Origin of the sequence: Mycobacterium sp. IS-1590 (genome assembly GCF_001500025.1) — a bacterium.
Taxonomy (GTDB): Bacteria; Actinomycetota; Actinomycetes; order Mycobacteriales; family Mycobacteriaceae; genus Mycobacterium.
The window spans coordinates 95,425-119,638 of the sequence record NZ_LQIW01000034.1 but is presented as its reverse complement, the minus strand read 5'-3'; the positions used below and the strand labels follow the sequence as shown (position 1 = coordinate 119,638).

Below are 24,214 nucleotides of genomic sequence, written 5' to 3'. Positions count from 1 at the left end.
CGCCTAGGTAATTGTAGTGCGCTAACCTGCCTACAAAAGACACGCCCGCCTCGTAAACAGCACTGTAGACAGGCACATTCCTACGTACATCTCGGGGGAGCAACTCTATGACCGGTCCGTACCCGCCCGAATACGGCGCTGGACCGACCGGCCCGCAAATGTATCCGCAATCTCTTCCGTATCCGGAAAATGTGCCGTCGGCGTATCCGGGCATGCTGCCGCCGCCGGTGCCGTACCGCAAGAAGAGGAAGTGGCCGATCGTGCTGGCAGCGGTGGTGGTCGTCGCGTTGGTCGCATCGGTCGTCGCGATCATCGCGATGGCGGGCGGAAACGAGGAGCCGGCCGGTTCCACCGCGCTGAGCGAATCCTCCGCAACCGCCGCTATCCAGGACTACCTGGACGCCCTGACCAACGGTGACGACGAGAGCGTCGCCCGCCACACCCTGTGTGGGCTGTTCGATGCGGTGAAGGAGAAGCGCTCGGACCTGGCGCTGGCGCGCTTGTCGGGTGATGCGTTCCGCAAGCAGTACAGGCAGGCCGAGGTGATATCGATCGACAAGATCGTCCAGCCGTCGCCCCACCAGGCGCAGGTGCTGTTCACCATGCGGGTGACGCCGGCGGGCGGATCGCGCCGGGAACAGAGCGACACCCGGGAACAACAGGCCGTCGCTCAGCTGTTGGCGCAGGACAACGAGATCCTGGTGTGCTCCTACCTGCCGCGCACGTCGGGGCAGTACTGACCGAACGGGTCGAACGTCAGTTGAACGAGTCGCCGCAGGCGCACGAGCCGGTGGCGTTGGGGTTGTCGATGGTGAAACCCTGCTTCTCGATCGTGTCGACGAAGTCGATGGTCGCGCCCTGCACGTAGGGGGCACTCATCCGATCCACCGTCAGGTTCACGCCGCCGAACTCCACGGACAGGTCACCGTCGAGCGACCGGTCGTCAAAGAACAGGTTGTAGCGCAGTCCGGCGCATCCACCCGGCTGCACGGCGATGCGCAGGGCGAGGTCGTCACGGCCCTCCTGGTCCAGCAACGCCTTGGCCTTCGCGGCAGCGGCGTCGGTCAGGATCACGCCGTGGGCGGCGGTGGCCGTCCCGGGGGTTCCTGCCGACTCTTCCTGAACTGTCATTACGTCTCCTGTAGGCCTCATTGTCGTGGCGCGTACCAGTCAACGGTACCTCGTCTCGACGCTATTCCCGAGTTCTGTCCCCAGCCCTCCTCCCCAGGCAGTGCCGCCCCTCACGACAGAAGTAACCTGGCAGGCGTGAAGCTGCTGGGCCGCAAGAAAGACGACAAGCCGACCGCCGACGCATCGGGCGCCGATGTGTCGGAGAACACCGGCGCCGAAGCCGCGGCAACCGCCCGGCCTGGCGGCACCACCCCGCCCAAGGGCAGGCCGACCCCCAAGCGCACCCAGGCGGCCCGCAAGCGCGGCCCGGTGGCACCGGCCCCGATGACGGCGGCCGAAGCGCGTCGCCGCCGCAAAGAGATGCGCAACACGATGACCCGCGAGGAGCGCCGCGAGGAGAAGGCGGCGCGTCGCGAGCAGATGAACGAGCGCCGCGAACGGATGATGGCCGGCGAAGAGGCCTACCTGCTCCCCCGCGACAAGGGACCTGTGCGCCGATACGTCCGCGACGTGGTGGACGCCCGCCGCAACGTGCTCGGGCTGTTCATGCCGTCGGCCCTCGGTCTGATCTTCGTGATGCTCGCGGTGCCCTCGGTCCAGGTGCAGCGCCTGCTCTCCCCCGCGATGCTCGTGCTGGTGCTGATCATGGTGATCGACGGCTTCATCCTCGGTCGGCGGGTCAACCGGCTGGTCGACGAGAAGTTCCCGAACAACACCGAAGGCGGCTGGAAACTCGGCTTCTACGCGGCCAGCCGCGCCTCGCAGCTGCGTCGCATGCGCGCACCGCGCCCGCAGGTGAACCGCGGCGACAAGGTCACCTGAGCCCGGTGCGCACCCTGGTGCTCGGCGGCATCCGGTCAGGTAAGTCGCAGTGGGCCGAGGCCGCGCTCGCCGACGAGGCGACCGGCGCGCAGCCGGCGTGCTACCTCGCCACCGGACCTTCGCCCACCGATGATCCCGAGTGGGCGGCCCGGGTGGCGGCCCACCGAACGCGCCGCCCGGATCGGTGGTCCACCGTCGAAACCACCGACGTGGCAACGCAATTGCGCACACACGCCGTCGCGACCCTGATCGACGACATCGGTTCATGGCTGACCGCGGCGATGGACCGATCGGGCGCGTGGACCGGCGGCTCGGTCGCGGCGGACGTCGAAGACCTGCTCGACGCGGTCGGCGGCTTCCCCGCTCCGCTGGCGATGGTCAGCCCCGAGGTGGGCCTGACCGTCGTACCGGCGACGGCGGCCGGTCGCCGCTTCGCCGACGAACTGGGAGCGCTCAACCAGCGCCTCGCCGCGGCCTGCGACCGGGTCGTGCTCGTCGTCGCCGGCCAGCCACTGGCCGTCAAGGAGCCGGTGTGACGGACTTTCCCGCCGTCCAGCCACCCGACGCCGAGGCCGCGGCCGCCGCCCGCGCGCGCCAGGACCAACTCGCCAAACCCCCGGGGTCCCTTGGCAGGCTGGAAGAGCTCGCGGTCTGGATCGCGTCGTGCCAGGGCGTGTGCCCGCCTCGGCCGCTGGCACGCCCGCGGGTGGTGGTGTTCGCCGGCGACCACGGCGTCGCCTCGTCAGGGGTTTCGGCCTACCCGCCGGACGTCACCGCGCAGATGGTCGCCACCTTCGACGCGGGCGGCGCGGCGATCAACGTGCTCGCCGAGGCCGCGGGCGCGAGCGTGCGGGTCGTCGACATCGCGGTCGACACCGATGAGCCGCATTCGTCGTCGATCGGCGCGCACAAGATACGTCGGGGCAGCGGCGACATCACGGTCGAAGACGCGTTGAGCGCCGATGAGGTCGCCGCCGCACTACAGGCCGGCCGCCGCATTGTCGACGACGAGGTCGACTCGGGTGCCGACCTGCTGATCGCGGGCGACATGGGTATCGGAAACACCACTCCGGCAACGGCTTTGATTGCGGCGCTCACCGACACCGAGCCCGTCGTGTTGGTCGGACGAGGCACCGGTGTCGACGACACGGGTTGGGCGCGCAAGGCCGCCGCCGTCCGTGACGCGCTGTACCGGTGCCGCAACAGCCTCTCCGATCCCGTTGGGCTGCTGCGTATCTGCGCCGGCGCAGACCTCGCAGCGATCGCCGGGTTCTGCGCGCAGGCGGCGGTGCGACGGACACCGGTGCTGCTCGACGGTTTGGTGGTGACGGCGGCAGCACTGCTGGCCGAACGCCTCGCTCCCGGCGCCCGCCAGTGGTGGCAGGCCGGGCATCTGTCCACCGAACCCGCCCACGAGGTGGCCCTGAACCGGCTGGGACTCGAACCGATCGTCGACATGCGCATGCGCCTCGGCGAAGGCACCGGGGCCGCCGTCGCACTGCCCATTGTGCGAGCAGCGGTGGCCACGCTGTCGTCGATGGCGACTTTCGACGAGGCCGGCATCACGCGTGTGCCCCGGGAGAGCTAGCGCGTGATCCGTTCGCTTGCAGGGGCTTTCGCGTTCGGCACCATCGCACCGGTACGCAGTACGGCTGCGGTCGGTCGCGGCGCGTTGACGGCGCTGCCGGTGGCCGGCGCGGCGATCGGCGGGCTGGCGGCGGTCACGGTGTGGGCCGGATCGTGGGCATTCGGGTCCGAAGCGCTGGCCGGGGTTCTGGCGGTGGCCTTCGTCGTGGCCGCGACGCGCGCCCTGCACATCGACGGACTCGCCGACACCGCCGACGGTTTGGGTTGTTACGGCCCGGCGCAGCGCGCCCTCGAGGTGATGCGGGACGGCTCGGCGGGCCCCTTCGGCGTGGCCGCGGTGGTTCTGGCGATGCTGACGCAGGCCTTCACGTTCGGCGGCTTGACCGCCATCGGACTGGTGGTGGCGGTCACGTCCGGGCGGGTGGCGGCGGTGCTGGCGTGCCGTCGGGGCGTGCCTGCCGCGGCGGGAAGTGCGCTGGGCGCACGGGTGGCGGGCACCCAGTCGTCGGTGGTCATCGTCGCGTGGACCGTCGCCGTGGCGGGGTTGGCCGCGCTGGCGGGCCCCCGACCCTGGCAGGGGCCGCTGGCCGTCGTCGCCGGGCTCGCGTGCGGCGCGGTGCTCGTGGCGCACTGCGTGCGGCGCTTCGGCGGGATCACCGGCGACGTGCTCGGCGCCGCGATCGAGCTGACGACGACGATCACGGCTCTGGGCCTCGCCATCCGCTGAGCCGGCCCGTTTCAAGAAGTCGCCAAGAATCCGCCAAGGGCAACATCGCAGCCTTTCGGTACCCGCGAGGGCCCCACCACCGAAAGGAACCGTGACATGTTCGATCTGAGCCGTATCACCATTGCCGTCGCCGCCACCGTCGGCGCGCTGGGCACCGCCGCGGTCATGACCGCGGCAGCCGCGGCGGCCAACACCGTCGACGACACGTTCATCGAGGTCATCAACCAGCAGGGCATCAAGCCGCCCTCCAACGCGGAGGCGATCAGCGTCGCGCACGACGCATGCTCGGTGATCGATCACGGGGGTGACCTGAGCGCCGCGATCACCGAGGTCTCCGACGTGACCAAGCTCGATTTCGAGGACTCCGCGTTCTTCGTCGGGGCCGCGATCGCGTCCTACTGCCCCGAGCACGAGAGCCTGATCGGCTGACGGTGGGGCGGGTGGCCCGGCTCAGCCGAGTCGGGCCATCCAGCCGTGCGTATCGGCGAACGTGCCCCGTTGGATCCCGGTCAACGTGTCGCGCAGCGCCATCGTGATCTCCCCCGGCCCGCCGTCGGCGATGGTGAACTCGCCTTCTGCGTGCTTGACGGTGCCGACGGGGGTGATCACCGCGGCGGTCCCGCACGCGAACACCTCGGTGATCTCGCCCGCAGCCGCTTTCTTCTGCCACTCGTCGACGTCGATCTTGCGTTCCTCGACGGTGAACCCCGCATCGGATGCCAACTGCAGCAACGAATCTCGCGTCACACCGGGCAGGATGGAGCCACTCAGCTCGGGCGTGACCAGGCGTGCCGACCCGCCGCTGCCGAAGACGAAGAACAGGTTCATCCCGCCCATCTCCTCGACATAGCGGCGTTCGGCGGCGTCCAACCACACCACCTGGTCGCAGTCGTTGTCCGCGGCCTGGGCCTGGGCGAGCAGCGAAGCGGCATAGTTGCCGCCGAACTTGGCGGCGCCGGTGCCGCCCGGGCAGGCCCGCACGTATTCGGTGGACAGCCACACCGAAACCGGTTTGATACCGCCCGTGAAGTACGCGCCTGCCGGCGAGGCGATGACCATGTAGCGGTATTCGGTCGCCGGGCGCACACCGAGTCCGGGCTCGGTGGCGAACACGAACGGCCGCAGATACAGCGACTCTTCACCACCGGCGGGCGGGACCCATTGCTCATCGACCGCGACGAGCTGGCGCAAGGACTCGATGAAGACATCGTCGGGCAGTTCGGGGATCGCGAGCCGCCGAGCCGACGTCCGCAGACGACGCGCGTTGGCCTCCGGCCGGAACGACACGACCGACCCGTCCGCCCAGCGGTACGCCTTGAGGCCCTCGAAGATTTCCTGCGCGTAGTGCAGCACGATCGCCGACGGGTCGAGTTCGATCGGTCCGTACGGGAGCACGCGCGCGTCGTGCCAGCCCTGACCCTTGTGCCAGTCGATCGCGACCATGTGATCGGTGTGATAGCGGCCGAATCCGGGGTCGGCCAGGATCGACGCCCGTACCTCGTCGCTCGCCCGGTTCGCGTTGCGCTCAACCGTGAACTCGAGGGGGCCGTCAGTCATGCAGCGATTGTATATCCGCGCGCTACCGGGTTTTTGCCGCGACGAACGGGGGCTTGACCACCTCGCACTCGACCGCGCGACCGCGGACGTCGACGGCGACGCGGTCGTCGTCGGTGATGTCGGCCGCGGTGTCGATCAGCGCCAGTCCGATGCCGACTTTCAATGTGGGAGAAAAGGTTCCCGATGTCGTCACGCCCACGGTCCGGTCACCGTCGAGCACGTTGAGGTCGGCGCGCAGCACTCCGCGGCCGACGGCCTTCACACCGCGCAGCAGCCGGGCCGGGCCGGTCTCCTTCTCGGCCAGCAGCGCGTCGCGCCCCCAGAACGCCTCCTTGCGCCAGCCGATGGCCCACCCGCAGCGGGCCTGCAATGGCGAAAAGTCCGGCGACAGTTCGTGGCCGTGCAGCGGATATCCCATCTCGGTGCGCAGGGTGTCGCGGGCACCCAGACCCGCGGGCTCGCCACCTGCGGCCGTGACTGCCTCCAACAGCGCGTCGAAGACCACGCCCGCACGGTCCCACGGCGGCAGCAGCTCGTAACCGTGCTCGCCGGTGTAACCGGTGCGGCAGACCCGCACGGGTACCCCGGCGAACTCGGCATCTGCGTAGCCCATGTAGTCCATGTCGGTGGGCAATCCCAAACCGCCGACCGTCTCGGCCGATTTCGGCCCCTGGACCGCCAGCACCGCGTAGGACCGGTGCTCGTCGGTGATCGTGAGGCCTGCGGGCGCCCGCTCGCGCAGCGCTTGGACGACCGCGGCGGTGTTGGCGGCGTTGGGCACCAGGAAGATCTCGTCGTCGGAGACGTAGTAGGCGATCAGGTCGTCGATCACCCCACCGGAGTCGTTGCAGCACAACGTGTATTGCGCCTTGCCCGGGCCGATCCGGCGCAGGTCGTTGGTGAACGCGGAATTGATGTACTCGGCCGCGCCCGGCCCGCGCACCAACGCCTTGCCCAAGTGGCTGACGTCGAACAGCCCGACGGAGTTGCGAGTGGAGCTGTGTTCGCTGACCGTCCCCGCGTACGAGACGGGCATCAGCCAGCCGCCGAACTCGGCGAAGTTCGCCCCCAGTTCGCGGTGGCGGTCTTCCAGTGGGCCCTTCAACACGTCGGTCACGCCGATCCACCCTAATGGGGCCGCGGAGTTGGCACACTTGTGCAGGTGGTCGACCTCGACGCGCTGCAAGCCGCCGGGATCGCCGACGCGCATGCGCGCGCCGGACTGATCGCCTACCTCGACTCGCTGGGCTTCTCCGCCGAGGACATGGTCGATGCCGAGCGCCGTGGCCGGCTCTTCGGCCTGGCCGGCGACGTCCTGCAGTGGTCGGGGCCGCCGACATACACGCTGCGGGCGGCCGCCGAGCAGCTCGACGTCCCGCTCGCCGACCTCGCCCAGGCCTGGCAGGCGCTCGGTCTGCGCGTCGCCGGAGACGATGTGCCCGCGCTGAGCCGCGCCGACATCGACGCGCTGGAGTCGTGGCGGACGATCAGCTCGGTCACGGGCCCCGACGCCGCGCTCAACTTCCTGCGGATCATCGGCGCGGCGATGGCGCGCCTCGCCGAGGCCAGCGGAACGATGATTCGACTCGCCCAGCCCGACCTGCTGATGACGCACACCCACGACGAGCTCACCACCGCGCGCGCCTACCGCTCGGTCGCCGCGCTCGTGCCCGGCATCTCGGCGCTGATGGACTCGGTGTGGCGCCACCACATCACCAGCGCCAGGGCGTACTTCGAGGACGTCATCCACGATGCGTCGGCCATGGTGACCTGCGGCGTCGGGTTCGCCGACCTGTCGGGGTTCACGGTGCTGACCCAGCGGTTGAGCCCGACGGAGCTGTCGGATCTGCTGGTCGAGTTCAGCGGCGCGGTGAGCGATGTGGTGCACGGCGACGGCGGCCGGGTGGTCAAGTTCATCGGCGACGAGGTGATGTGGGTGAACGCGAGCCCGGAGCAGCTGGTCCAGGTCGCGACCGATCTGGTCGAGTATCCGAGGGCCCGCGAGAGCGGTCTGGGCGTGCGCGCCGGGCTGGGCTACGGGCTGGTGCTCTCGATCGGAGGCGACTACTTCGGTACCCCCGTCAACCTGGCAGCGCGGCTGGTGAGCGCCGCGGCGCCCGGCCAGGTGCTGGCCGCGCGTGATGTGCGCGACGCGCTGCCCGACCACCCTGCGGCTCAGCTGGAACCCTTGACGCTCAAGGGGTTCGAGGGCCCGGTCACGGCCTACGACCTTCACGCCGGCCGCTGAAGCTAGGGTGGGGATTCGTGAGCCCTGCAACCTCCGGATACCAGACCCCGACCGTCACCGTCGCCACGTCGCTGCCCAAACGCAAAGCCGACGGCTCGGTGCTGATCGTTCCCGTGGTGAACGGGGACGACGACACAGCGGCGAAGGTGATGCCCAGTCCGTTCCTCGACTCCTCGGCCGTCGCCGAGATCGAGTCCGCGCTGGCGGCGCTGGGCGCCAAGGGCGGCAGCGAGCAGGTCACACGCGTCGTCGCACCGCCATCGCTTCCGGTGGGAAGCGTGCTGGCCGTCGGGCTGGGCAAGCAGCGCGACGATTACCCGGCCGATCTCGTCCGCCGTGCGGCGGGTGTGGCGTCTCGTTCGCTCAACGGCACCGAGTCGGCGCTGACCACGCTGTCGGGTGTGGACCTCGCGGCGGCGGTCGAGGGCCTGATTCTCGGCGCATACCGGTTCAGCGACTTCCGCAGCGACAAGACCGCACCCAAGGACGCCGGCCTGCGCGAGATCACCGCACTGGCCCCCGACACCAAGTCCGGCACCAAGGAGGCCGCACAACGTGCCGCCGACATCGCGACCGCGGTGGCCACCGCCCGCGATTTCGTCAACACCCCGCCCAGCCACCTGTTCCCCGACGAGTTCGCCCGGCGCGCAAAGGCTTTGGGCGAAGCGGCCGGACTGTCGGTCGAGGTCCTCGACGAGAAGGCATTGGAGAAGGCCGGTTACGGCGGCATCATCGGCGTCGGCAAGGGTTCGTCGCGGCCACCGAGACTGGTGCGGCTGACCCACAAGGGCGCCAAGCGCAAGGGCAAGCGTGTCGCGCTGGTCGGCAAGGGCATCACCTTCGACACCGGCGGCATCTCGATCAAGCCCGCGGCGAACATGCACCACATGACTTCGGACATGGGCGGCGCGGCGGCCGTCATCGCCACGGTGGTGCTGGCGGCCAAGCAGAAGCTGCCCATCGACGTGATCGCGACGGTGCCGATGGCCGAGAACATGCCGTCGGCCACCGCGCAGCGCCCGGGCGACGTGTTGACGCAGTACGGCGGCATCACGGTCGAGGTGCTCAACACCGACGCCGAAGGCAGGCTGATCCTGGCCGACGCAATCGTGCGCGCGGGTGAGGACAAGCCCGACTACCTGATCGAGACCTCGACGCTGACCGGCGCCCAGACCGTCGCGCTGGGCGCCCGGACCCCGGGGGTCATGGGCAGCGACGAGTTCCGCGACCGGGTGGCGAGGCTCTCGCAGGCGGTCGGCGAGAACGCGTGGGCGATGCCATTGCCCGAGGAACTCAAGGACGATCTCAAGTCGACGGTCGCCGATCTCGCCAACGTCAGCGGCTCGCGCTTTGCCGGCATGCTCGTCGCGGGGACCTACCTGCGCGAGTTCGTGCCCGACGGCGTGCAGTGGGCCCATATCGACATCGCCGGCCCGGCGTACAACACCGGAGGTCCGTGGGGGTACACCGGCAAGGGTGGTACGGGTGTGCCGACGCGGACGATGTTCGCGGTCCTGGAAGATATAGCCGCGAGCGGGTAGACCCTTCCGCCGAGACCGACAAAATGGCGGCTTTTACTCGCAAAAAGCAGCCAATACGTCGGCTTCGGCGCTAGACGACCTTGCCGCGCGCGGTGCTGCGCATCACCTGCGGCAGCAGGTGCGCGACGCCGTAGACGATGTGGGCCTCCGGGGCGACGGGGCGGATCGGCTTGTTCTTCTTGACCGCCGAGACGATCGCGTTGGCGACCTTGTCCGGCCCGTAGCGGCGCCGGGAGAACGCCTTCTCGAGCTGCGCGCGACGGGCTTCGACCTTGTCCCGCTTGGAGGCGGGCGTGTCGAACCGGGTGGTGTGGACGATGTTGGTGTCGATGACGCCCGGGCACACCGTGGTCAGGCCGACGCCGGCCTGATCGAGTTCCGCGCGCAAGCAGTCGCCGAACATGAACACCGCCGCCTTGCTCGTGGCATAGGCGTTCATCGACTGCTGGGGTGCGTAGGCCGCCATCGAGGAGATGTTGACGACGTGCCCGCCAAGCCCGCGATCGACCAGTCGGCGGCCAAAGGACCTGCAGCAGTTGACGACTCCGCCGAAGTTGATGGCCAGCACGCGGTCGAACTCCTCGCGCGGGGTGTCCAGGAACATGCCCGCGTGTCCGACACCGGCGTTGTTGACGACGATGTCGGGCACCCCGTGCTCTGCACACACCTTCTCGGCGAACCGCTCGACGGCGTCGGCGTCGGACACGTCGACGGTGTAGGCGTGCGCGATTCCACCGCGCGCGGCGACCTGGGCCGCGGTCTCCTTCACGGTGCCCTCGTCGACATCGCTGACGACGATCTCGGCGCCCTCGCGGGCGAACGCCAACGCGGTCGCACGGCCGATGCCGCTACCCGCGCCTGTGACGGAAACCAGTGTGTCGCTGAAGTATTCGCGTGGCCGGCCGACCTGGGCGCGTCGGAGCTCACGCGCGGGTGGGTTGCCCTCGAGATAGTCGACGAGCTGTTCGACCGACCTGGCGACGGCTCGCGGATGCGACATCGGCGACCAGTGCCCGGCGGCAATGTCGCGACGCCACAGCCGCGCCACCCATCGGGCGGTGTCCTCGTAGACGTGCGGGCGCACGAAGGGATCCCTGGTGTTGACGATCAGCTGCACCGGGACGTCGACGTAGTGGTCTTTGCGCCCCGGCCCCATCGACCGCAGGTAGTTGGCGCCGTAAACCTTGACGCCCTTCGCGGCGTCGGCCTTGTAGGTCTCCGAATGGTGCAGTTGCTCGCGCGGGATGCCGTCGCGCACCAACAGGATTTGGCGCACGAACTCGGCGACGAAGGCGCGCACCGCCAGCGGAGCCACCACCGGAATCGAGAAGAACCCCATATAGGCGAAGGACAGGAACTGGCTGAGCGCGTGCACGAAGCGACGGGGACGCCAGGGACGCATCAGGCTGGCCGTGATGAAGATGTTGAGGTGGTCGATGCTCGGACCCGAGATCGAGGTGAACGACGCGACCCGGTCGACGGCGCCCGGACGGGCCAGGTACTCCCACATGGCCGCCGAGCCCCAGTCGTGGGCGAGCACGTGCACCGGTTCGCCAGGGCTGACAGCGGCGACGACCGCTGCGAAGTCGTCCGCGTACGCAGACATGCGGTAGGCTGAAACCCGTTTGGGCCCAGTTGATTCCCCTACACCGCGGTTGTCATAGCGCACGATGTGGAAGCGGTCCGACAGCAGCGGCACCACACCGTCCCACAGGACGTGCGTATCGGGCCACCCGTGCACGAGAACCAGCGTGGGACGGTCGGGGTTGCCCTCTTCGTAGACCGCGATCCGCACGTCATCCGTGCTGTCGACGAACCGCTGCTGCGCGTTCTCCCCCATCACACCTCCCGTGAATTGGTGGGACCGCCGGTACCGTAGCAGTGTCGATGGTCAGCGCTCGTCGAGCTCCCGTCGCGCTGCGCGTCGGCGCTCGATGCGACGTTTCTCGTCGTAGTCCCGCATCCGTTGCGGATAGCCGACTTTCTGTACGTCGTAGACCGGGATCTTCAACCGTTCGGACAACCGCCGGGCGCCGGCGTCTCCCCCGGCGCGCCGCCGCGTCCACTCCCCATCGGCGGCCACCAGCACCACGGTGACGTCGGTGACGGTGGTCTTCGGTTCCACGAATGCTTCCACCCCGGTGTGCGTGGCGACCCACTGCCGGAGATAGTTCAGATCCGCGGCGGGGTCGCCACCCGAACCCGCGCCTTTACGCTTTCCGCGCCGAAACCTGTCGAGGACTCCCACTCGCGTCCGCGCTCCCTCCGATCACCTCTTTCCGATAGTGCCAGAGGAGTGCGTCGGACGGTCTGCGGCGAACTGCGCGTCCGGACGTGACAGGATGGGTATGCAGACAATCACCCAGCACGACTGACGACCGTTCAAGGGAGCGAGGGAGTCAATCAATGGCCATCTCCGTTCAGATGCCCGCACTCGGTGAGAGCGTTACCGAGGGGACTGTCACCCGATGGCTCAAGCAAGAGGGTGACACGGTCGAACAAGATGAGCCGCTGCTCGAAGTCTCCACCGACAAGGTCGACACCGAGATCCCCGCGCCCGCTTCCGGTGTGCTGAAGAAGATCATCGCCCAGGAGGACGACACCGTCGAGGTGGGCGGTGAATTGGCGGTCATCGGTGATGCCGACGAGGACGGCGACTCCGGAGCTTCGGACGACTCGCAGGACGCGTCGCAGGACGAAGACGAAGGGTCCGAAGACCAGGAGCAGCCCGCCGAAGAGGAGAAGCCGGCCGAGGAGCCGGCCGCGCAGTCCGAGCCCGCCGCCGAAGAGACGGAAGAAGAGCCGGAATCAGAACCCGAACCCAAGGCCAAGCCCCAGAAGTCCTCGGGCGAGGCCACGCCGGTGCTGATGCCCGAGCTCGGCGAGTCGGTGACCGAAGGCACGGTGACCCGCTGGCTCAAGAAGGTCGGCGACAGCGTGGAAGTCGACGAACCGCTGCTCGAGGTGTCGACAGACAAGGTCGACACCGAGATTCCCTCTCCCGTGGCGGGCACCTTGATCTCGATCACCGCGGAAGAGGACGACACCGTCGAGGTGGGCGGCGAGCTGGCCAAGATCGGTGATGCCGACGCCGAGGCCGAAGCCGAACCGGAACCTGAGCCGGAGCCCGAACCCGAACCCGAACCCAAGGAAGACAAGAAACCCGAGCCGGAGGAAGAGAAGAAGCCGGAATCCAAGCCGGAACCGAAGTCGGAGTCCAAGCCCGAGCCCAAGGAAGACAAGAAGCCCGCGCCCAAACCGGAACCCGAGTCCGAGCCGCAGCCGGCGAGCGAGTCGGGGCCCTACGTCACCCCGTTGGTGCGAAAGCTGGCCGCGGAGAACAACGTTGACCTCGCGAGCGTGAAAGGCACCGGGGTCGGCGGCCGCATCCGTAAGCAGGACGTGCTCGCGGCCGCGGAGGCGGGCAAGGCGCCGGCGGAGTCGACCGAGAAGGCGGCCGGGTCTCCCGGCAGATCGGCTGCGGCGGCGACGGCTCCCGCGGGCTCCGATGCGTCGGCGGCTTCGCTTGCGCACCTGCGTGGCACCACCCAGAAGGCCACCCGGATCCGGCAGCTGACGGCGAAGAAGACACGCGAATCCCTGCAGGCGACAGCGCAATTGACGCAGACCCACGAGGTCGACATGACCAGGATCGTGTCGCTGCGCGCGCGGGCGAAGGCCGGTTTCGCCGAACGCGAGGGCGTGAACCTGACCTACCTGCCGTTCATCGCCGTCGCCGTCATCGACGCACTCAAGGCGCACCCCAACGTCAACGCCAGCTACAACGAGGAAACCAAGGAGATCACCTACTACGACGCCGAGCATCTCGGCATCGCGGTCGACACCGAGCAGGGTCTGCTCTCGCCGGTGATCAAGAACGCCGGAGATCTGTCGCTGGCCGGGTTGGCCCGCGCGATCTCCGACATCGCCGCGCGCGCCCGCTCGGGTGACCTCAAGCCCGACGAACTGTCCGGCGGAACGTTCACGATCACCAACATCGGCAGCCAGGGCGCGCTGTTCGACACGCCGATACTGGTTCCGCCGCAGGCGGCGATGCTGGGAACCGGCGCGATCGTCAAACGGCCGCGGGTGATCGCCGACGAGTTCGGCAACGAGTCGATCGGCGTGCGCTCGGTGTGCTACCTGCCGCTGACATACGATCACCGGTTGATCGACGGCGCCGACGCCGGACGCTTCCTGACCACCGTCAAGCGTCGCCTCGAAGAAGGCGCATTCGAGGCCGATCTCGGTCTCTAGAACACCTCCAGAGGATCTCGTGTCCGAACCCGTCATTGCGATCGCGGGATCATCCGGTCTGATCGGCACGGCTCTGGTCTACGCGCTGCGCGCCACCCACCACCGGGTGCTGCGGATCGTCCGGCGCGCGCCGTCGAACGCCGACGAGGTGTTCTGGAACCCCGACACCGGCGAATTCGATCCCGCGATGCTGGCCGGGGTGGACGGCGTGGTCAACCTGTGCGGGGTGAACGTCGGCGAGAAGCGATGGTCGGGCGCCTTCAAGCAGAGCCTGCGTGACAGCCGCATCGGACCGACCGAGGTGTTGGCGACCGCGGTCGCCGAGGCGGGGGTGCCGGTACTGATCAACGCCAGCGCGGTCGGCTACTACGGCGACACCGGGCCGCAGATCACCGACGAGACCGCCCCCGCAGGCGACGGGTTCCTGGCACACCTGTGCGTGGACTGGGAGGCGGCCACCTGGCCCGCCCGCCAGGACGGCGCCCGAGTGGTGCTCGTGCGGTCGGGGCTGGTGTTGGCGCAGGCCGGGGGGATGCTCGGCAGGCTCAAGCCGCTGTTCTCCCTGGGTCTGGGCGCTCGACTGAGCAACGGCCGCCAGTACATGCCGTGGATCAGCCTCGAGGACGAGATCCGGGCGCTGCTGTTCGCGATATCGCACGACGACCTGTCCGGGCCGGTGAACCTCACCGGACCGGCGCCCGTCACCAACGCCGAGTTCACGACGGCGTTGGGCCGCGCGGTCAATCGCCCGACACCGCTGATGGTGCCCGGGTTCGCGTTGCGCGCCGCGCTGGGCGAGTTCGCCGACGAGGGTCTGCTCGGCGGTCAACGCGCCATCCCGGCCGCGCTCGAGCGGGCCGGATTCGTTTTCCACCACAACACCATTGGTGAGGCGTTGGCCTTCGCCACCGCGCGCCCGGAGTAGCGTCGTCGTCATGACGCATTCGATCCGGTCGGCGACAGTGCCGGTCGAGGTGCGCCGACTGGGCTCGGTCGACTACGAGAGCGCCTGGCAGCTGCAGCGAGCGATCGCCGACCAGCGCGTGGCGGGCGGCCCGGACACCCTGCTGTTGCTCGAGCACCCGCCGGTGTACACCGCCGGGCGGCGCACGCTCGCCGAGGAGCGGCCGCACCCCGGCGTCGGTGGCACGCCCGTCATCGACACGGACCGCGGCGGAAAGATCACCTGGCACGGTCCGGGCCAACTCGTCGGCTATCCGATCATCGGCCTGGCCGAACCGCTCGACGTCGTCAACTTCGTTCGGCGACTCGAGGAGTCGCTGATCAAGGTCTGCACCGACCTCGGAGTGCCGACCGGCCGGGTGGAAGGCCGCTCGGGTGTGTGGGTCGCGGCAGACGACAAGGGCCCGGCCCGCAAGATCGGCGCCATCGGCATCCGGGTGTCGCGGGCCACCACCCTGCACGGTTTCGCGCTCAACTGCGACTGTGACCTGTCGGCGTTCGGCGCGATCGTGCCGTGCGGCATCTCCGACGCCGGCGTCACTTCGCTGTCGGCTGAACTGGGGCGTCGGGTCGGGGTCTCCGACGTGATCGACCCGGTGGCCGATGCCGTGTGCGATGCGCTCGACGGGCGGCTAGAGGTAGCGTTGACGTAGTGACTGTCGCCCCTGAAGGTCGGAAACTCCTGCGTCTCGAGGTTCGCAACGCCGAGACGCCGATCGAGCGCAAGCCGCCGTGGATCAAGACCCGCGCCCGGATGGGCCCGGAGTACCAGGAGCTCAAGGCGCTGGTGAAGCGCGAGGGTCTGCACACCGTCTGCGAAGAGGCCGGCTGCCCCAACATCTTCGAATGCTGGGAGGACCGCGAAGCGACGTTTCTGATCGGCGGTGAGCAGTGCACCCGTCGCTGCGATTTCTGCCAGATCGACACCGGCAAGCCGGCCGATCTCGACCGCGACGAGCCGCGCCGGGTGGCCGAGAGCGTGCAGGCGATGGGACTTCGGTACTCGACCGTGACCGGTGTGGCCCGCGACGACCTGCCCGACGGTGGCGCGTGGCTGTACGCGCAGACCGTCCGTGCGATCAAGGAGCTCAATCCCAACACCGGCGTGGAGTTGCTGATCCCCGACTTCAACGGTGACCCCGACCTCTTGCAGCAGGTATTCGAATCCCGTCCAGAAGTGTTGGCGCACAACGTCGAAACGGTTCCGCGGATCTTCAAGCGCATCCGGCCCGCATTTCGCTACGAGCGCAGCCTCGACGTGCTGACCGCTGCCCGCGAATTCGGGCTGGTGACCAAGTCCAACCTGATCCTCGGGATGGGCGAGACGCCCGAGGAGGTGCGCGTCGCGCTGACCGATCTGTACGACGCGGGCTGCGACATCGTCACGATCACGCAGTACCTGCGGCCGTCGGTGCGCCACCATCCGGTGCAGCGTTGGGTGCACCCCGACGAGTTCGTCGAGCTCGAGAAGTTCGCGCAGCGCCTCGGCTTCGCCGGTGTGCTGGCGGGCCCGCTGGTGCGCTCGTCGTACCGTGCGGGTCGGTTGTACGCGCAGGCGAAATCGGCGTCCGTATCCTGAAGCAATGGCGAAAACCCGCAATCCCCAGGCACTGAAGGCCGCGAAGGCCGAAGCCAAGGCGGCTCGTAAAGCGGCGTCCAAGCAGCGCCGCAGCCAGTTGTGGCAGGCGTTCCAGATCCAGCGTAAAGAAGACAAGCGTCTGCTGCCGTACATGATCGGCGCATTCGTGCTGATCGTCGCCGCTTCGGTGGCGCTCGGGATCTTCGCGGGCGGCTTCACCACCTACATGATGATCCCGCTGGGCATCGTGCTCGGTGCACTGGTCGCTTTCATCATCTTCGGCAGGCGCGCGCAGAAGTCGGTGTACAGCAAGGCCGAGGGCCAGACGGGCGCCGCGGCCTGGGCGCTGGACAACATGCGGGGCAAGTGGCGCGTGACCCCCGGTGTCGCGGCCACGGGTCACTTCGACGCCGTGCACCGGGTGATCGGCAGGCCCGGCGTCATCTTCGTCGGTGAGGGATCGCCGTCGCGCGTGCGGCCGCTGCTGGCGCAGGAGAAGAAGCGCACGGCCCGGCTGGTCGGCGACACCCCGATCTATGACGTCATCATCGGCAACGGCGAGGGCGAAGTACCGCTGGCCAAACTGGAGCGTCACCTGAACAAGCTGCCCGCGAACATCACCGTCAAGCAGTTGGACGCACTGGAGTCGCGGCTGGCCGCGTTGGGCACGAAGGTCGGGCCCGCCGCTATGCCCAAGGGCCCGCTGCCGGCGCAGGCCAAGATGCGGGGCGTGCAGCGCACCGTGCGCCGCCGCTGACGGTTGCGGCGCGGGGGCCGGAGGCGCGATATGTGTACCGCCTGTGAGTGGGCACCCCATTTCTCTCGCAGGGCGGTGCTGCGCGCGGGCGTGGGGGTTCTGGCCGCAACGGCGGCGAGCGCATGCTCGGTCACGCCGAAGCCCGAGACCAGCACCGACAAAGCGACCGCGGACTTCGTCTTCCGCAACGGCCCGATCTACACCGTCGCCGGGCCGCAGCCGTGGACGCAGGCGGTCGCGGTGCGGGGAAACACCATCGCCCACGTAGGCGACGAGGCGGGCGCGATGGCGCTCGTCGGCCCCGACACCCGGGTCATCGACCTACAGGGGCGGCTGCTGATGCCCGGCTTCGTCGAGGGCCACATCCACCCGTTCCTCGGCGCCTTCCTCACCTCGGGCGTCGACCTGCAACTGCCGACCGCGGCCGACGCGCTCGCCGCGATCGAGCGGTACGCGGACGAGAACCCGACGGGCCCGGTGCGCGGATTCGGTTGGCGTGTGGACATGTTCGGCCCCGACGGACCCGACCGTGCCGACCTCGACCGCGTACTGCCCGACCGGCCGGGCTTCTTCTTCGCCATCGACGGGCACAGCCTGTGGGCCAACAGCAGGGCCCTCGAGATCGCCGGTGTGCACCGCGACACCCCGGACCCGATTCCGGGTTTCAGCTACTACGTGCGCGACGGCAACGGCGACCCGACCGGATACGTGCTCGAGGTGAACGCGGTTCTCGGACTGGTCGACGCGATCGAGCCGATCTCGCCCCAGACCATGGGACGCCTGCTCGAAGCCTGGCTGCCCATGGCGTCGGCGGCCGGCATCACGTCGGTCTTCGACGCCGGGGTGCCACCGATCGGCGACGATCAGGGCGCGCTGATCGGCCTGTACGCCGACATCGAGAAGCGCGGCGCGCTGCCGTTCCGCGTGGTGGCGTCCTACAGCGTGCGCTCGGCGCCGGTCGCCGACGCCGTGCAGAAGATGACCGAAATCCGCGACCGGTTCTCGACCGACCTGGTGCGCGCCGACGTCGTCAAGATCGTCGGCGACGGAACCCAGGGCGGTTACACCGCGTGGTTGATCGAGCCGTATGCGGACAAACCCGACTCCACCGGCGGATCGCCGTTCACCGAACAGCAGTGGCACGACCTCATCGGCCGGGTCGATGCAGCGGGCTTCGACGTGCACGTACACGCCTGCGGTGAGCGCACCGCCCGTGTCGCGCTCGACGCGATCGAGCGGGCCGCCGCCGCCAATGCCCCCCGCGACCGCAGGCACGCGGTGGCGCACCTGGTCTACGTCGAGGACCCCGACGGCCGACGCTTCGGCGAGCTGGGCGTCGTGGCGCAGTTCTCGGCCAACTGGATGTCCGCCGATCCCGACACGATGCAGAACATGGCCGCGCGCTACGGTGCGCCGCGCAAGGACCTCATGTATCGGCCGCGGGACGTGCTGATGTCGGGCGGGCGGATCTCGCTGGGCACCGATTGGCCTGCGGCGGGCTACTTTTCGACGTACAAACCGCTCGACTCGATCCAGATCGGTGTCACCCGTCAGTTGATCGGCGAGCCGGATGCGCCGGTGTTGGCGCCCGCCGACCAACGGCTGACCGTCGCAGAGGCGGTGCACGCGAACACGCTCGGCGCGGCCTACCAGCTCCGGATGGACGACAGGGTGGGTTCGCTCGAGGTCGGCAAACTCGCCGACCTCATCGTGCTCAGCGAAAACATCTTCGAGGTCGACCCGCACGACATCCACCGTGCGGACGTCACGATGACGATGATGAACGGCCAGATCCGCCACCAGAGCTGAGCGCCCCGACAAGCCCAACGGAACCTAGCGCCGAACCACCGCGGTGTTGGTGAAGCGGTCCTGGTAGCCGCGGAAATCCCGGTCGGTGAACAGCGCGGGTATGACGAAGAACACCAGCAGCCCGCGCACCGCGGCGCGGCCGATGCCGACGTGCTGGCGGTGGTCGATGGAGGCGACCCGTAGCCCCAGCGCCCACTGACCGGGGGTGAAGCCGTACAACCGCACCGAGACCATTCCCAGCACCAGCCACACCGCGGCGATGGACGTCGACCCCAGCGGTGAGTACAGCAAGGCCTCCTTGCTGATGAATCCGAGGTTCACCGCGAACCCCACCAGCCCATATGCGATGAACCAGTCGAGCATCAGCGCGGCGATGCGCCTACCGAAGCGGGCGATGGACCCCGGCCCGGTCTCCGGTAGACCGAGTCGCTTGCCGGGATAGTCGTCGGGTCCGGCGTCGCTGGTCGGATCCGGTCCCGACAGCCAGGACCCCAGTGTGCGGGCCATACACTGAAGGATATGGGACTCGAAGAAGTCCACCGGCCGCCCGCGACAGGCACCGACGTGATTGCGTAACTTCGGCGCAACATTCGGTTGACGACCGTGCAACATCGTGTCCTTAGCGTCAACCCGCGAGTTACTGGATAAAGGAGAAAACTCAGGTGGCAGAAAAGACGGCCGACGACATTCTCAAGCTGATCAAGGATGAGGATGTCGAATACGTCGACATCCGGTTCTGTGATCTGCCCGGCGTCGTTCAGCACTTCTCGATCCCGGCTACGGCCTTCACGCAGGACGTCTTCGAGGACGGCCTGGCGTTCGACGGCTCGTCGGTTCGCGGATTCCAGTCCATTCACGAGTCCGACATGATGCTGCTCCCCGACCCGGAGACAGCACGGATCGACCCGTTCCGCGCCGCCAAGACGCTGAACATGAACTTTTTCGTCCACGATCCGTTCACCCGCGAGGCCTACTCGCGCGATCCACGCAACGTCGCCCGTAAAGCGGAGAACTACCTCACCAGCACCGGCATCGCCGATACGGCGTACTTCGGCGCCGAGGCCGAGTTCTACATCTTCGACTCCGTGACCTTCGACTCCAGGATCAACGGCACCTTCTACGAAGTCGACTCCGAGGCCGGCTGGTGGAACACCGGCGAACCGGTCGAGGCCGACGGCAGCGCCAACCGCGGCTACAAGGTCCGGCCGAAGGGCGGCTACTTCCCCGTCGCGCCGTACGACCACTACGTGGACCTGCGCGACAAGATGGCCACCAACCTGATCAACGCCGGGTTCACCCTCGAGCGTGGCCACCACGAGGTGGGCACCGCGGGCCAGGCCGAGATCAACTACAAGTTCAACACGATGCTGCACGCGGCCGACGATGTGCTGCTGTTCAAGTACATCATCAAGAACACCGCGTGGCAGGCCGGCAAGACGGTGACGTTCATGCCCAAGCCGCTGTTCGGGGACAACGGGTCCGGCATGCATGCGCATCAGTCGCTGTGGAAGGACGGCCAGCCGCTGTTCCACGACGAGTCCGGCTACGCGGGACTGTCCGACCTCGCCCGCCACTACATCGGCGGCATCCTGCACCACGCACCGTCGCTGCTGGCGTTCACCAACCCGACGGTGAACTCCTACAAGCGTCTGGTGCCCGGGTACGAGGCCCCCATCAACCTGGTGTACAGCCAGCGGAACCGCTCGGCGTGTGTGCGCATCCCGATCACGGGCAACAACCCGAAGGCCAAGCGCCTCGAGTTCCGCTGCCCGGACAGCTCGGGCAACCCGTACCTGGCGTTCGCGGCGATGCTGATGGCAGGCATCGACGGCATCAAGAAGAAGATCGAGCCGCTGACGCCGGTCGACAAGGACCTCTACGAACTGCCCCCGGAGGAGGCCGCCAACATCCCGCAGGCGCCCACCTCGCTCTCGGCCGTCATCGACAAGCTCGAAGAGGACCACGACTACCTCACCGAGGGCGGCGTGTTCACCGAGGACCTGATCGAGACCTGGATCTCGTACAAGCGTGAGAACGAGATCCTGCCGGTCCAGATCCGGCCGCACCCGTACGAGGTTGCGCTGTATTTCGACGTGTAAGCAGACCGGTAAACATCTGTCGACACTTCGGGCCGGGCGAGTGAATTCACCCGGCCCGAAGTGCGTCTGCGCGTAGGGTCAACACGCATGACGACCACATTCGATGCCCGTCTTGCCAGCTACTCGTCTCCTGTTCTGAGCATCTTCCGGATCATCTTCGGTCTGCTCTTCGCGCTGCATGGCTCGCAGAAGGTGTTCGGCTGGCCGGTCGCGGCACCGATCCCGATCGAGGCGGGCTCGTGGCCGCTGTGGTGGGCCGGGCTGATCGAACTGGTCGCCGGCCTGTTGATCGCCGTCGGACTGTTCACCCGCATAGCGGCCTTCATCGCTTCGGGTGAAATGGCGGTGGCCTACTTCTGGCAGCACTGGCCCCCGCTCGAAGGCCCGCCCGCCAGCTTCTGGCCGATGGAGAACGGCGGCGAAGTCGTGCTCCTGTACTGCTTCGGGTTTCTGCTGTTGGCGACGACGGGCGCCGGCGCCTGGTCGGTCGACGGCAGGCGGCGGGTCGGCACGGGGGCACCGGGCCGCGTGGTGACCGGAACGGCGGCACCCGCCGCCACCGCTGCGCCGGTCCGGCGTCGCGGCCTGATGAGCCGCTTCCGGCGGTGACCCGGGGATGCGCAGAGGACTTCTGGCGACCGCGGTAGCGGTCGCGACGGTGACTGGCATGCTCGGCCCGGCGGCGTCACCGGCCGGCGCCCAGAACGCCCGCCTTGTCGTCATCACCACCGGCGGCACGATCGCGACGAGCACCGACTCCAGCGGTGTGCGGCGACCGACGGTCGGTGGCGACGAACTCACCGCCGGGCTGGACGTCGAAATCGTCGATCTGATGCAGAAGGACAGCTCGCAGCTGACCCCCGCGGACTGGGACACGATCGGCGCAGCCGCCAAGAACGCGGTGGAACGCGGCGCCGACGGTGTGGTCATCACGCACGGCACCGACACCATGGAGGACACCGCGATGTGGCTGGACGTCACGTACCGCGGCGCTCCGCCGATCGTGCTGACGGGTGCGCAGCGGTCCTCCGACGCCCCCGACGCCGACGGGCCCAAGAACCTGCGGGACGCGCTGACCGTCGCGGCGAGCCCGGCCGCTCGCGAACAAGGCGTGTTGATCGCGTTCGACGGCACCGTGTTTCAGGCACTGGGTACCCGCAAGATGGACACCGCGGGCCTCTCGCCGTTCGCGGGCGCACCCGTCGGCACGGTGGGCGGCAACACCTTCAACCTGTCCCAGCCGACGCGCCGGCCGTTCATCGCCGAGGTGTCGGCGGCCAACGCGCCACGGGTCGACATCGTGGCCGCCTATCCGGGCGACGGGTCCGGACCGATCGACGCCGCGGTCTCATCGGGTGCCCGCGGAATCGTGGTGGAGGCGTTGGGCTCCGGCAATGCCGGCGCGGGGGTGGTCGACGCGGTCCGCAGGCATGCGCCCGCCGGCGTCGCGTTCGCGATCTCGACCCGCGTCCCGACCGGCCCCGTCGAAGCGGAATACGGGCCCGGCGACGACATGGTCAAGGCGGGGGCGGTGATGGTGCCCAACCTTCGCCCCAGCCAGGCCAGGGTGCTGGTGATGGCGGCTTTGGCCGCGGGCCAACCGGTGGGCGATGTGATCGCTCGCTGGGGCTAGCTAGCTGTCGAGCCGAAGGTCCTTGCGGAACCGTTTCATTCCGTCGATCTTCTCGGCCGACGAGGCTTGCGGACCGGCGTAGAACATCCACGGCATGGTGATGATGCCGGTGATGCCGCAGGCCTGTGCGCGGTCGAAGTGATCGGGGGTGAACGCGTCGGTGAGCGGGGTCAGCACCTCGAAATCGTCCATGCTCAAACCTTTTTCGGCGCGCAGCTCGCGGAGCTTGGCGACACGTTCAAGGGCCCGGTCGGTGGTGATCAGGTCGCCGATCCAGCCGTCGTGGCGCGCCGCCCGGCGAAGCGCGACATCCGAGAGCCCCCCGACGTACACCGGGATCGGCGGCGGTGTCGGCTCCATCTCCAGCTTCGGCGTCTTGTAGAACTCGCCGTCGAACTCCGTCCAACCCGGCTTCCAGAGTTCCTTCATCAGGTCGAGCATCTCGTCGGTGCGCTTACCGCGCCCGGCGAACTGCTGGCCCATCAGCGTGAACTCCTCTGAGCACCAGCCGACGCCGATGCCGAGTTCGAGGCGGCCACCGGCCAGGACGGCCGCCGTGCCAATCGCCTTGGCCGCGGAGTACGGGTCGCGCATCGCGGGCAGATACACGGTGGTGACGAAGCGGATCTGCGAGGTGACCAGGGCGAGCCCACCGATCAGCACCCACGGATCGGGCCAGTCGGTGAACGCCTCCCAGCGCCTGCTGCCGTCTTTGGTGTAGGGGTAGGGCGTCTGCAAGGTCTCGAGGTTGACGACGTGATCCGGGATTCCAAGACCTTCGTAGCCGAGATCGTCTGCCGCCCTGGCGATCTCGACGACCTCCGCGGTGTCGAGGAAGGCCAGGCTGACATAGAACCTCATCCGGCGTCCCTCGCCCATGCCGGCTGGATGAACACACCCTCCGCCTCCACCGTGGGCCCCTGCGCGTCGAGCAGATATCCGCGGGCGAACGTCTTGACCCCCTCGGACCGCTCCACGAACGCCTCCGCACGCAGCGGTCCCAGCGGTGTGCCGCGCAGGTAACGCAGCGAGATGGTGCCGGTGAACTTCGGCCGGGTCAGACCGTCGCTGGCGGCCTCACCCAGCAGATGATCGAGCACCAGCGCGCAGATGCCGCCGTGCACCCACCCGGGTGGGCCCTCGTAGGCGCCGCTCAGCGTGAACTCGCTCCAACAGCGACCGTCGTCCTCGTGATGGATCACCATCGGGGGTGCGATCGCATTACGCAGTCCCACAGCGGGATTGGCCCATGCCAGCGGACGTCCGGTCTGCTCGTGGACCACCTGCACACTCGGGCGCTGGCTGCTCTCGAGGATTTGCGTGACGGCCTCGATCTTCGCCTGCGCCTCCGAGACGACAGTCTCGTCGATCTCGGTGTGCAGGCTCGCATAGATCAGTCTGCGCACCGCCTCGGTCAGCGGGCCGTACAGCGCACGCTGGCGCTCGTACTCCTCGTCCGTGATCACTTCGAACCCGAAATCCATGCTCATCGGCTATGCCCATC

The 24,214-nt window shown here is 68.5% G+C and carries 24 protein-coding genes and 1 pseudogene; 17 read left to right on the top strand and 8 right to left on the bottom strand.

Annotated features, from left to right (window positions below):
* The first annotated feature begins 107 nt into the window (after positions 1-107).
* A complete protein-coding gene (locus AU197_RS18195) occupies positions 108-740 on the top strand; it encodes an Rv0361 family membrane protein (RefSeq protein ID WP_064404083.1) in 633 nt (210 codons plus the stop codon).
* A gap of 16 nt (positions 741-756) precedes the next feature.
* Here the strand turns inward: AU197_RS18195 and AU197_RS18190 are convergent, their stop codons facing one another.
* Positions 757-1,131 carry a HesB/IscA family protein gene (locus tag AU197_RS18190; protein WP_064404082.1) on the bottom strand — a complete coding sequence of 125 codons (375 nt, stop codon included), beginning with the start codon at positions 1,129-1,131 and terminating at the stop codon, positions 757-759.
* A gap of 135 nt (positions 1,132-1,266) precedes the next feature.
* On the opposite strand from AU197_RS18190, the gene AU197_RS18185 reads away from it, so the two are divergent.
* From AU197_RS18185 to AU197_RS18165, 5 genes are all read left to right on the top strand, one after another.
* Positions 1,267-1,953: a DUF3043 domain-containing protein gene (locus tag AU197_RS18185; protein ID WP_064404081.1), complete on the top strand. Its 687-nt coding sequence runs from the start codon at positions 1,267-1,269 to the stop codon at positions 1,951-1,953.
* 5 nt (positions 1,954-1,958) lie between these two features.
* The gene (locus AU197_RS18180; protein ID WP_064404080.1) at positions 1,959-2,489 is read left to right on the top strand and encodes a bifunctional adenosylcobinamide kinase/adenosylcobinamide-phosphate guanylyltransferase; all 531 of its coding nucleotides are present in this window, start codon (positions 1,959-1,961) and stop codon (positions 2,487-2,489) included.
* Positions 2,486-3,541, top strand: a complete 1,056-nt coding sequence (cobT, locus tag AU197_RS18175) for a nicotinate-nucleotide--dimethylbenzimidazole phosphoribosyltransferase (protein ID WP_064404079.1) — start codon at positions 2,486-2,488, stop codon at positions 3,539-3,541. The genes AU197_RS18180 and cobT overlap by 4 nt, the downstream gene beginning before the upstream one ends.
* A 3-nt stretch (positions 3,542-3,544) precedes the next feature.
* Positions 3,545-4,267 (top strand): adenosylcobinamide-GDP ribazoletransferase, encoded by a 723-nt coding sequence (locus tag AU197_RS18170; RefSeq protein ID WP_064404078.1) that lies wholly within the window; start codon positions 3,545-3,547, stop codon positions 4,265-4,267.
* A 96-nt stretch (positions 4,268-4,363) separates the two neighbouring features.
* Entirely contained in the window at positions 4,364-4,696 is a 333-nt protein-coding gene (locus AU197_RS18165; RefSeq protein WP_064404077.1) for a DUF732 domain-containing protein, read from the top strand.
* Positions 4,697-4,717: 21 nt separating this feature from the next.
* Here the strand turns inward: AU197_RS18165 and AU197_RS18160 are convergent, their stop codons facing one another.
* The gene (locus AU197_RS18160; protein WP_064404076.1) at positions 4,718-5,824 is read right to left on the bottom strand and encodes a branched-chain amino acid aminotransferase; all 1,107 of its coding nucleotides are present in this window, start codon (positions 5,822-5,824) and stop codon (positions 4,718-4,720) included.
* A gap of 22 nt (positions 5,825-5,846) precedes the next feature.
* Entirely contained in the window at positions 5,847-6,941 is a 1,095-nt protein-coding gene (gene gcvT / locus AU197_RS18155) for a glycine cleavage system aminomethyltransferase GcvT (RefSeq protein WP_064404491.1), read from the bottom strand.
* Between the two features lie 45 nt (positions 6,942-6,986).
* Between gcvT and AU197_RS18150 the strand changes: the two genes are divergently transcribed.
* Both AU197_RS18150 and AU197_RS18145 read left to right on the top strand, forming a co-directional pair.
* Positions 6,987-8,072 carry an adenylate/guanylate cyclase domain-containing protein gene (locus AU197_RS18150; protein ID WP_064404075.1) on the top strand — a complete coding sequence of 362 codons (1,086 nt, stop codon included), beginning with the start codon at positions 6,987-6,989 and terminating at the stop codon, positions 8,070-8,072.
* A gap of 17 nt (positions 8,073-8,089) precedes the next feature.
* On the top strand, positions 8,090-9,613 hold the full coding sequence (locus tag AU197_RS18145) for a leucyl aminopeptidase (RefSeq protein WP_064404074.1): 1,524 nt from the start codon (positions 8,090-8,092) through the stop codon (positions 9,611-9,613).
* A gap of 70 nt (positions 9,614-9,683) precedes the next feature.
* Here the strand turns inward: AU197_RS18145 and AU197_RS18140 are convergent, their stop codons facing one another.
* Both AU197_RS18140 and AU197_RS18135 read right to left on the bottom strand, forming a co-directional pair.
* The gene (locus AU197_RS18140) at positions 9,684-11,453 is read right to left on the bottom strand and encodes an SDR family oxidoreductase (RefSeq protein ID WP_064404073.1); all 1,770 of its coding nucleotides are present in this window, start codon (positions 11,451-11,453) and stop codon (positions 9,684-9,686) included.
* A 51-nt stretch (positions 11,454-11,504) separates the two neighbouring features.
* A complete protein-coding gene (locus AU197_RS18135) occupies positions 11,505-11,861 on the bottom strand; it encodes a hypothetical protein (protein WP_064404072.1) in 357 nt (118 codons plus the stop codon).
* Positions 11,862-12,019: 158 nt separating this feature from the next.
* On the opposite strand from AU197_RS18135, the gene sucB reads away from it, so the two are divergent.
* Genes sucB through AU197_RS18105 form a run of 6 tightly spaced genes read left to right on the top strand, consistent with a single transcriptional unit; the run spans position 12,020 to position 18,978 of the window.
* Positions 12,020-13,870 (top strand): 2-oxoglutarate dehydrogenase, E2 component, dihydrolipoamide succinyltransferase, encoded by a 1,851-nt coding sequence (gene sucB, locus AU197_RS18130; RefSeq protein ID WP_064404071.1) that lies wholly within the window; start codon positions 12,020-12,022, stop codon positions 13,868-13,870.
* Positions 13,871-13,889: 19 nt separating this feature from the next.
* Complete coding sequence (locus AU197_RS18125; RefSeq protein WP_064404070.1) at positions 13,890-14,795, top strand: TIGR01777 family oxidoreductase; 906 nt, start codon at positions 13,890-13,892, stop codon at positions 14,793-14,795.
* A 10-nt stretch (positions 14,796-14,805) separates the two neighbouring features.
* Positions 14,806-15,486 carry a lipoyl(octanoyl) transferase LipB gene (gene lipB / locus AU197_RS18120; RefSeq protein WP_064404069.1) on the top strand — a complete coding sequence of 227 codons (681 nt, stop codon included), beginning with the start codon at positions 14,806-14,808 and terminating at the stop codon, positions 15,484-15,486.
* Positions 15,486-16,412: a lipoyl synthase gene (lipA, locus tag AU197_RS18115; protein WP_064404068.1), complete on the top strand. Its 927-nt coding sequence runs from the start codon at positions 15,486-15,488 to the stop codon at positions 16,410-16,412. Before lipB ends, lipA begins: the two co-directional genes overlap by 1 nt.
* 4 nt (positions 16,413-16,416) lie before the next feature.
* Positions 16,417-17,169 (top strand): DUF4191 domain-containing protein, encoded by a 753-nt coding sequence (locus AU197_RS18110; RefSeq protein WP_064404067.1) that lies wholly within the window; start codon positions 16,417-16,419, stop codon positions 17,167-17,169.
* 30 nt (positions 17,170-17,199) lie between these two features.
* A complete protein-coding gene (locus tag AU197_RS18105) occupies positions 17,200-18,978 on the top strand; it encodes an amidohydrolase (protein ID WP_197415586.1) in 1,779 nt (592 codons plus the stop codon).
* Between the two features lie 24 nt (positions 18,979-19,002).
* Here AU197_RS18105 and AU197_RS18100 read toward each other — a convergent pair whose 3' ends face one another.
* Positions 19,003-19,485, bottom strand: a complete 483-nt coding sequence (locus tag AU197_RS18100) for an RDD family protein (RefSeq protein ID WP_064404489.1) — start codon at positions 19,483-19,485, stop codon at positions 19,003-19,005.
* Between the two features lie 155 nt (positions 19,486-19,640).
* Here AU197_RS18100 and glnA point away from each other — a divergent pair, with 155 nt between their 5' ends.
* From glnA to AU197_RS18085, 3 genes and pseudogenes are all read left to right on the top strand, one after another.
* Positions 19,641-21,077, top strand: coding sequence for a type I glutamate--ammonia ligase (glnA, locus tag AU197_RS18095; RefSeq protein WP_064404065.1), 1,437 nt, complete (start codon positions 19,641-19,643; stop codon positions 21,075-21,077).
* Between the two features lie 87 nt (positions 21,078-21,164).
* A pseudogene (locus AU197_RS18090) lies at positions 21,165-21,584 on the top strand (DoxX family protein); the annotation flags it as partial.
* A gap of 160 nt (positions 21,585-21,744) precedes the next feature.
* Positions 21,745-22,710 carry an asparaginase gene (locus tag AU197_RS18085; RefSeq protein WP_064404063.1) on the top strand — a complete coding sequence of 322 codons (966 nt, stop codon included), beginning with the start codon at positions 21,745-21,747 and terminating at the stop codon, positions 22,708-22,710.
* Here the strand turns inward: AU197_RS18085 and AU197_RS18080 are convergent, their stop codons facing one another.
* Positions 22,711-23,571, bottom strand: a complete 861-nt coding sequence (locus AU197_RS18080; protein ID WP_064404487.1) for a TIGR03619 family F420-dependent LLM class oxidoreductase — start codon at positions 23,569-23,571, stop codon at positions 22,711-22,713. It lies immediately after the preceding gene.
* On the bottom strand, positions 23,568-24,200 hold the full coding sequence (locus AU197_RS18075) for a PaaI family thioesterase (protein WP_064404062.1): 633 nt from the start codon (positions 24,198-24,200) through the stop codon (positions 23,568-23,570). Before AU197_RS18075 ends, AU197_RS18080 begins: the two co-directional genes overlap by 4 nt.
* Positions 24,201-24,214 lie beyond the last annotated feature (14 nt).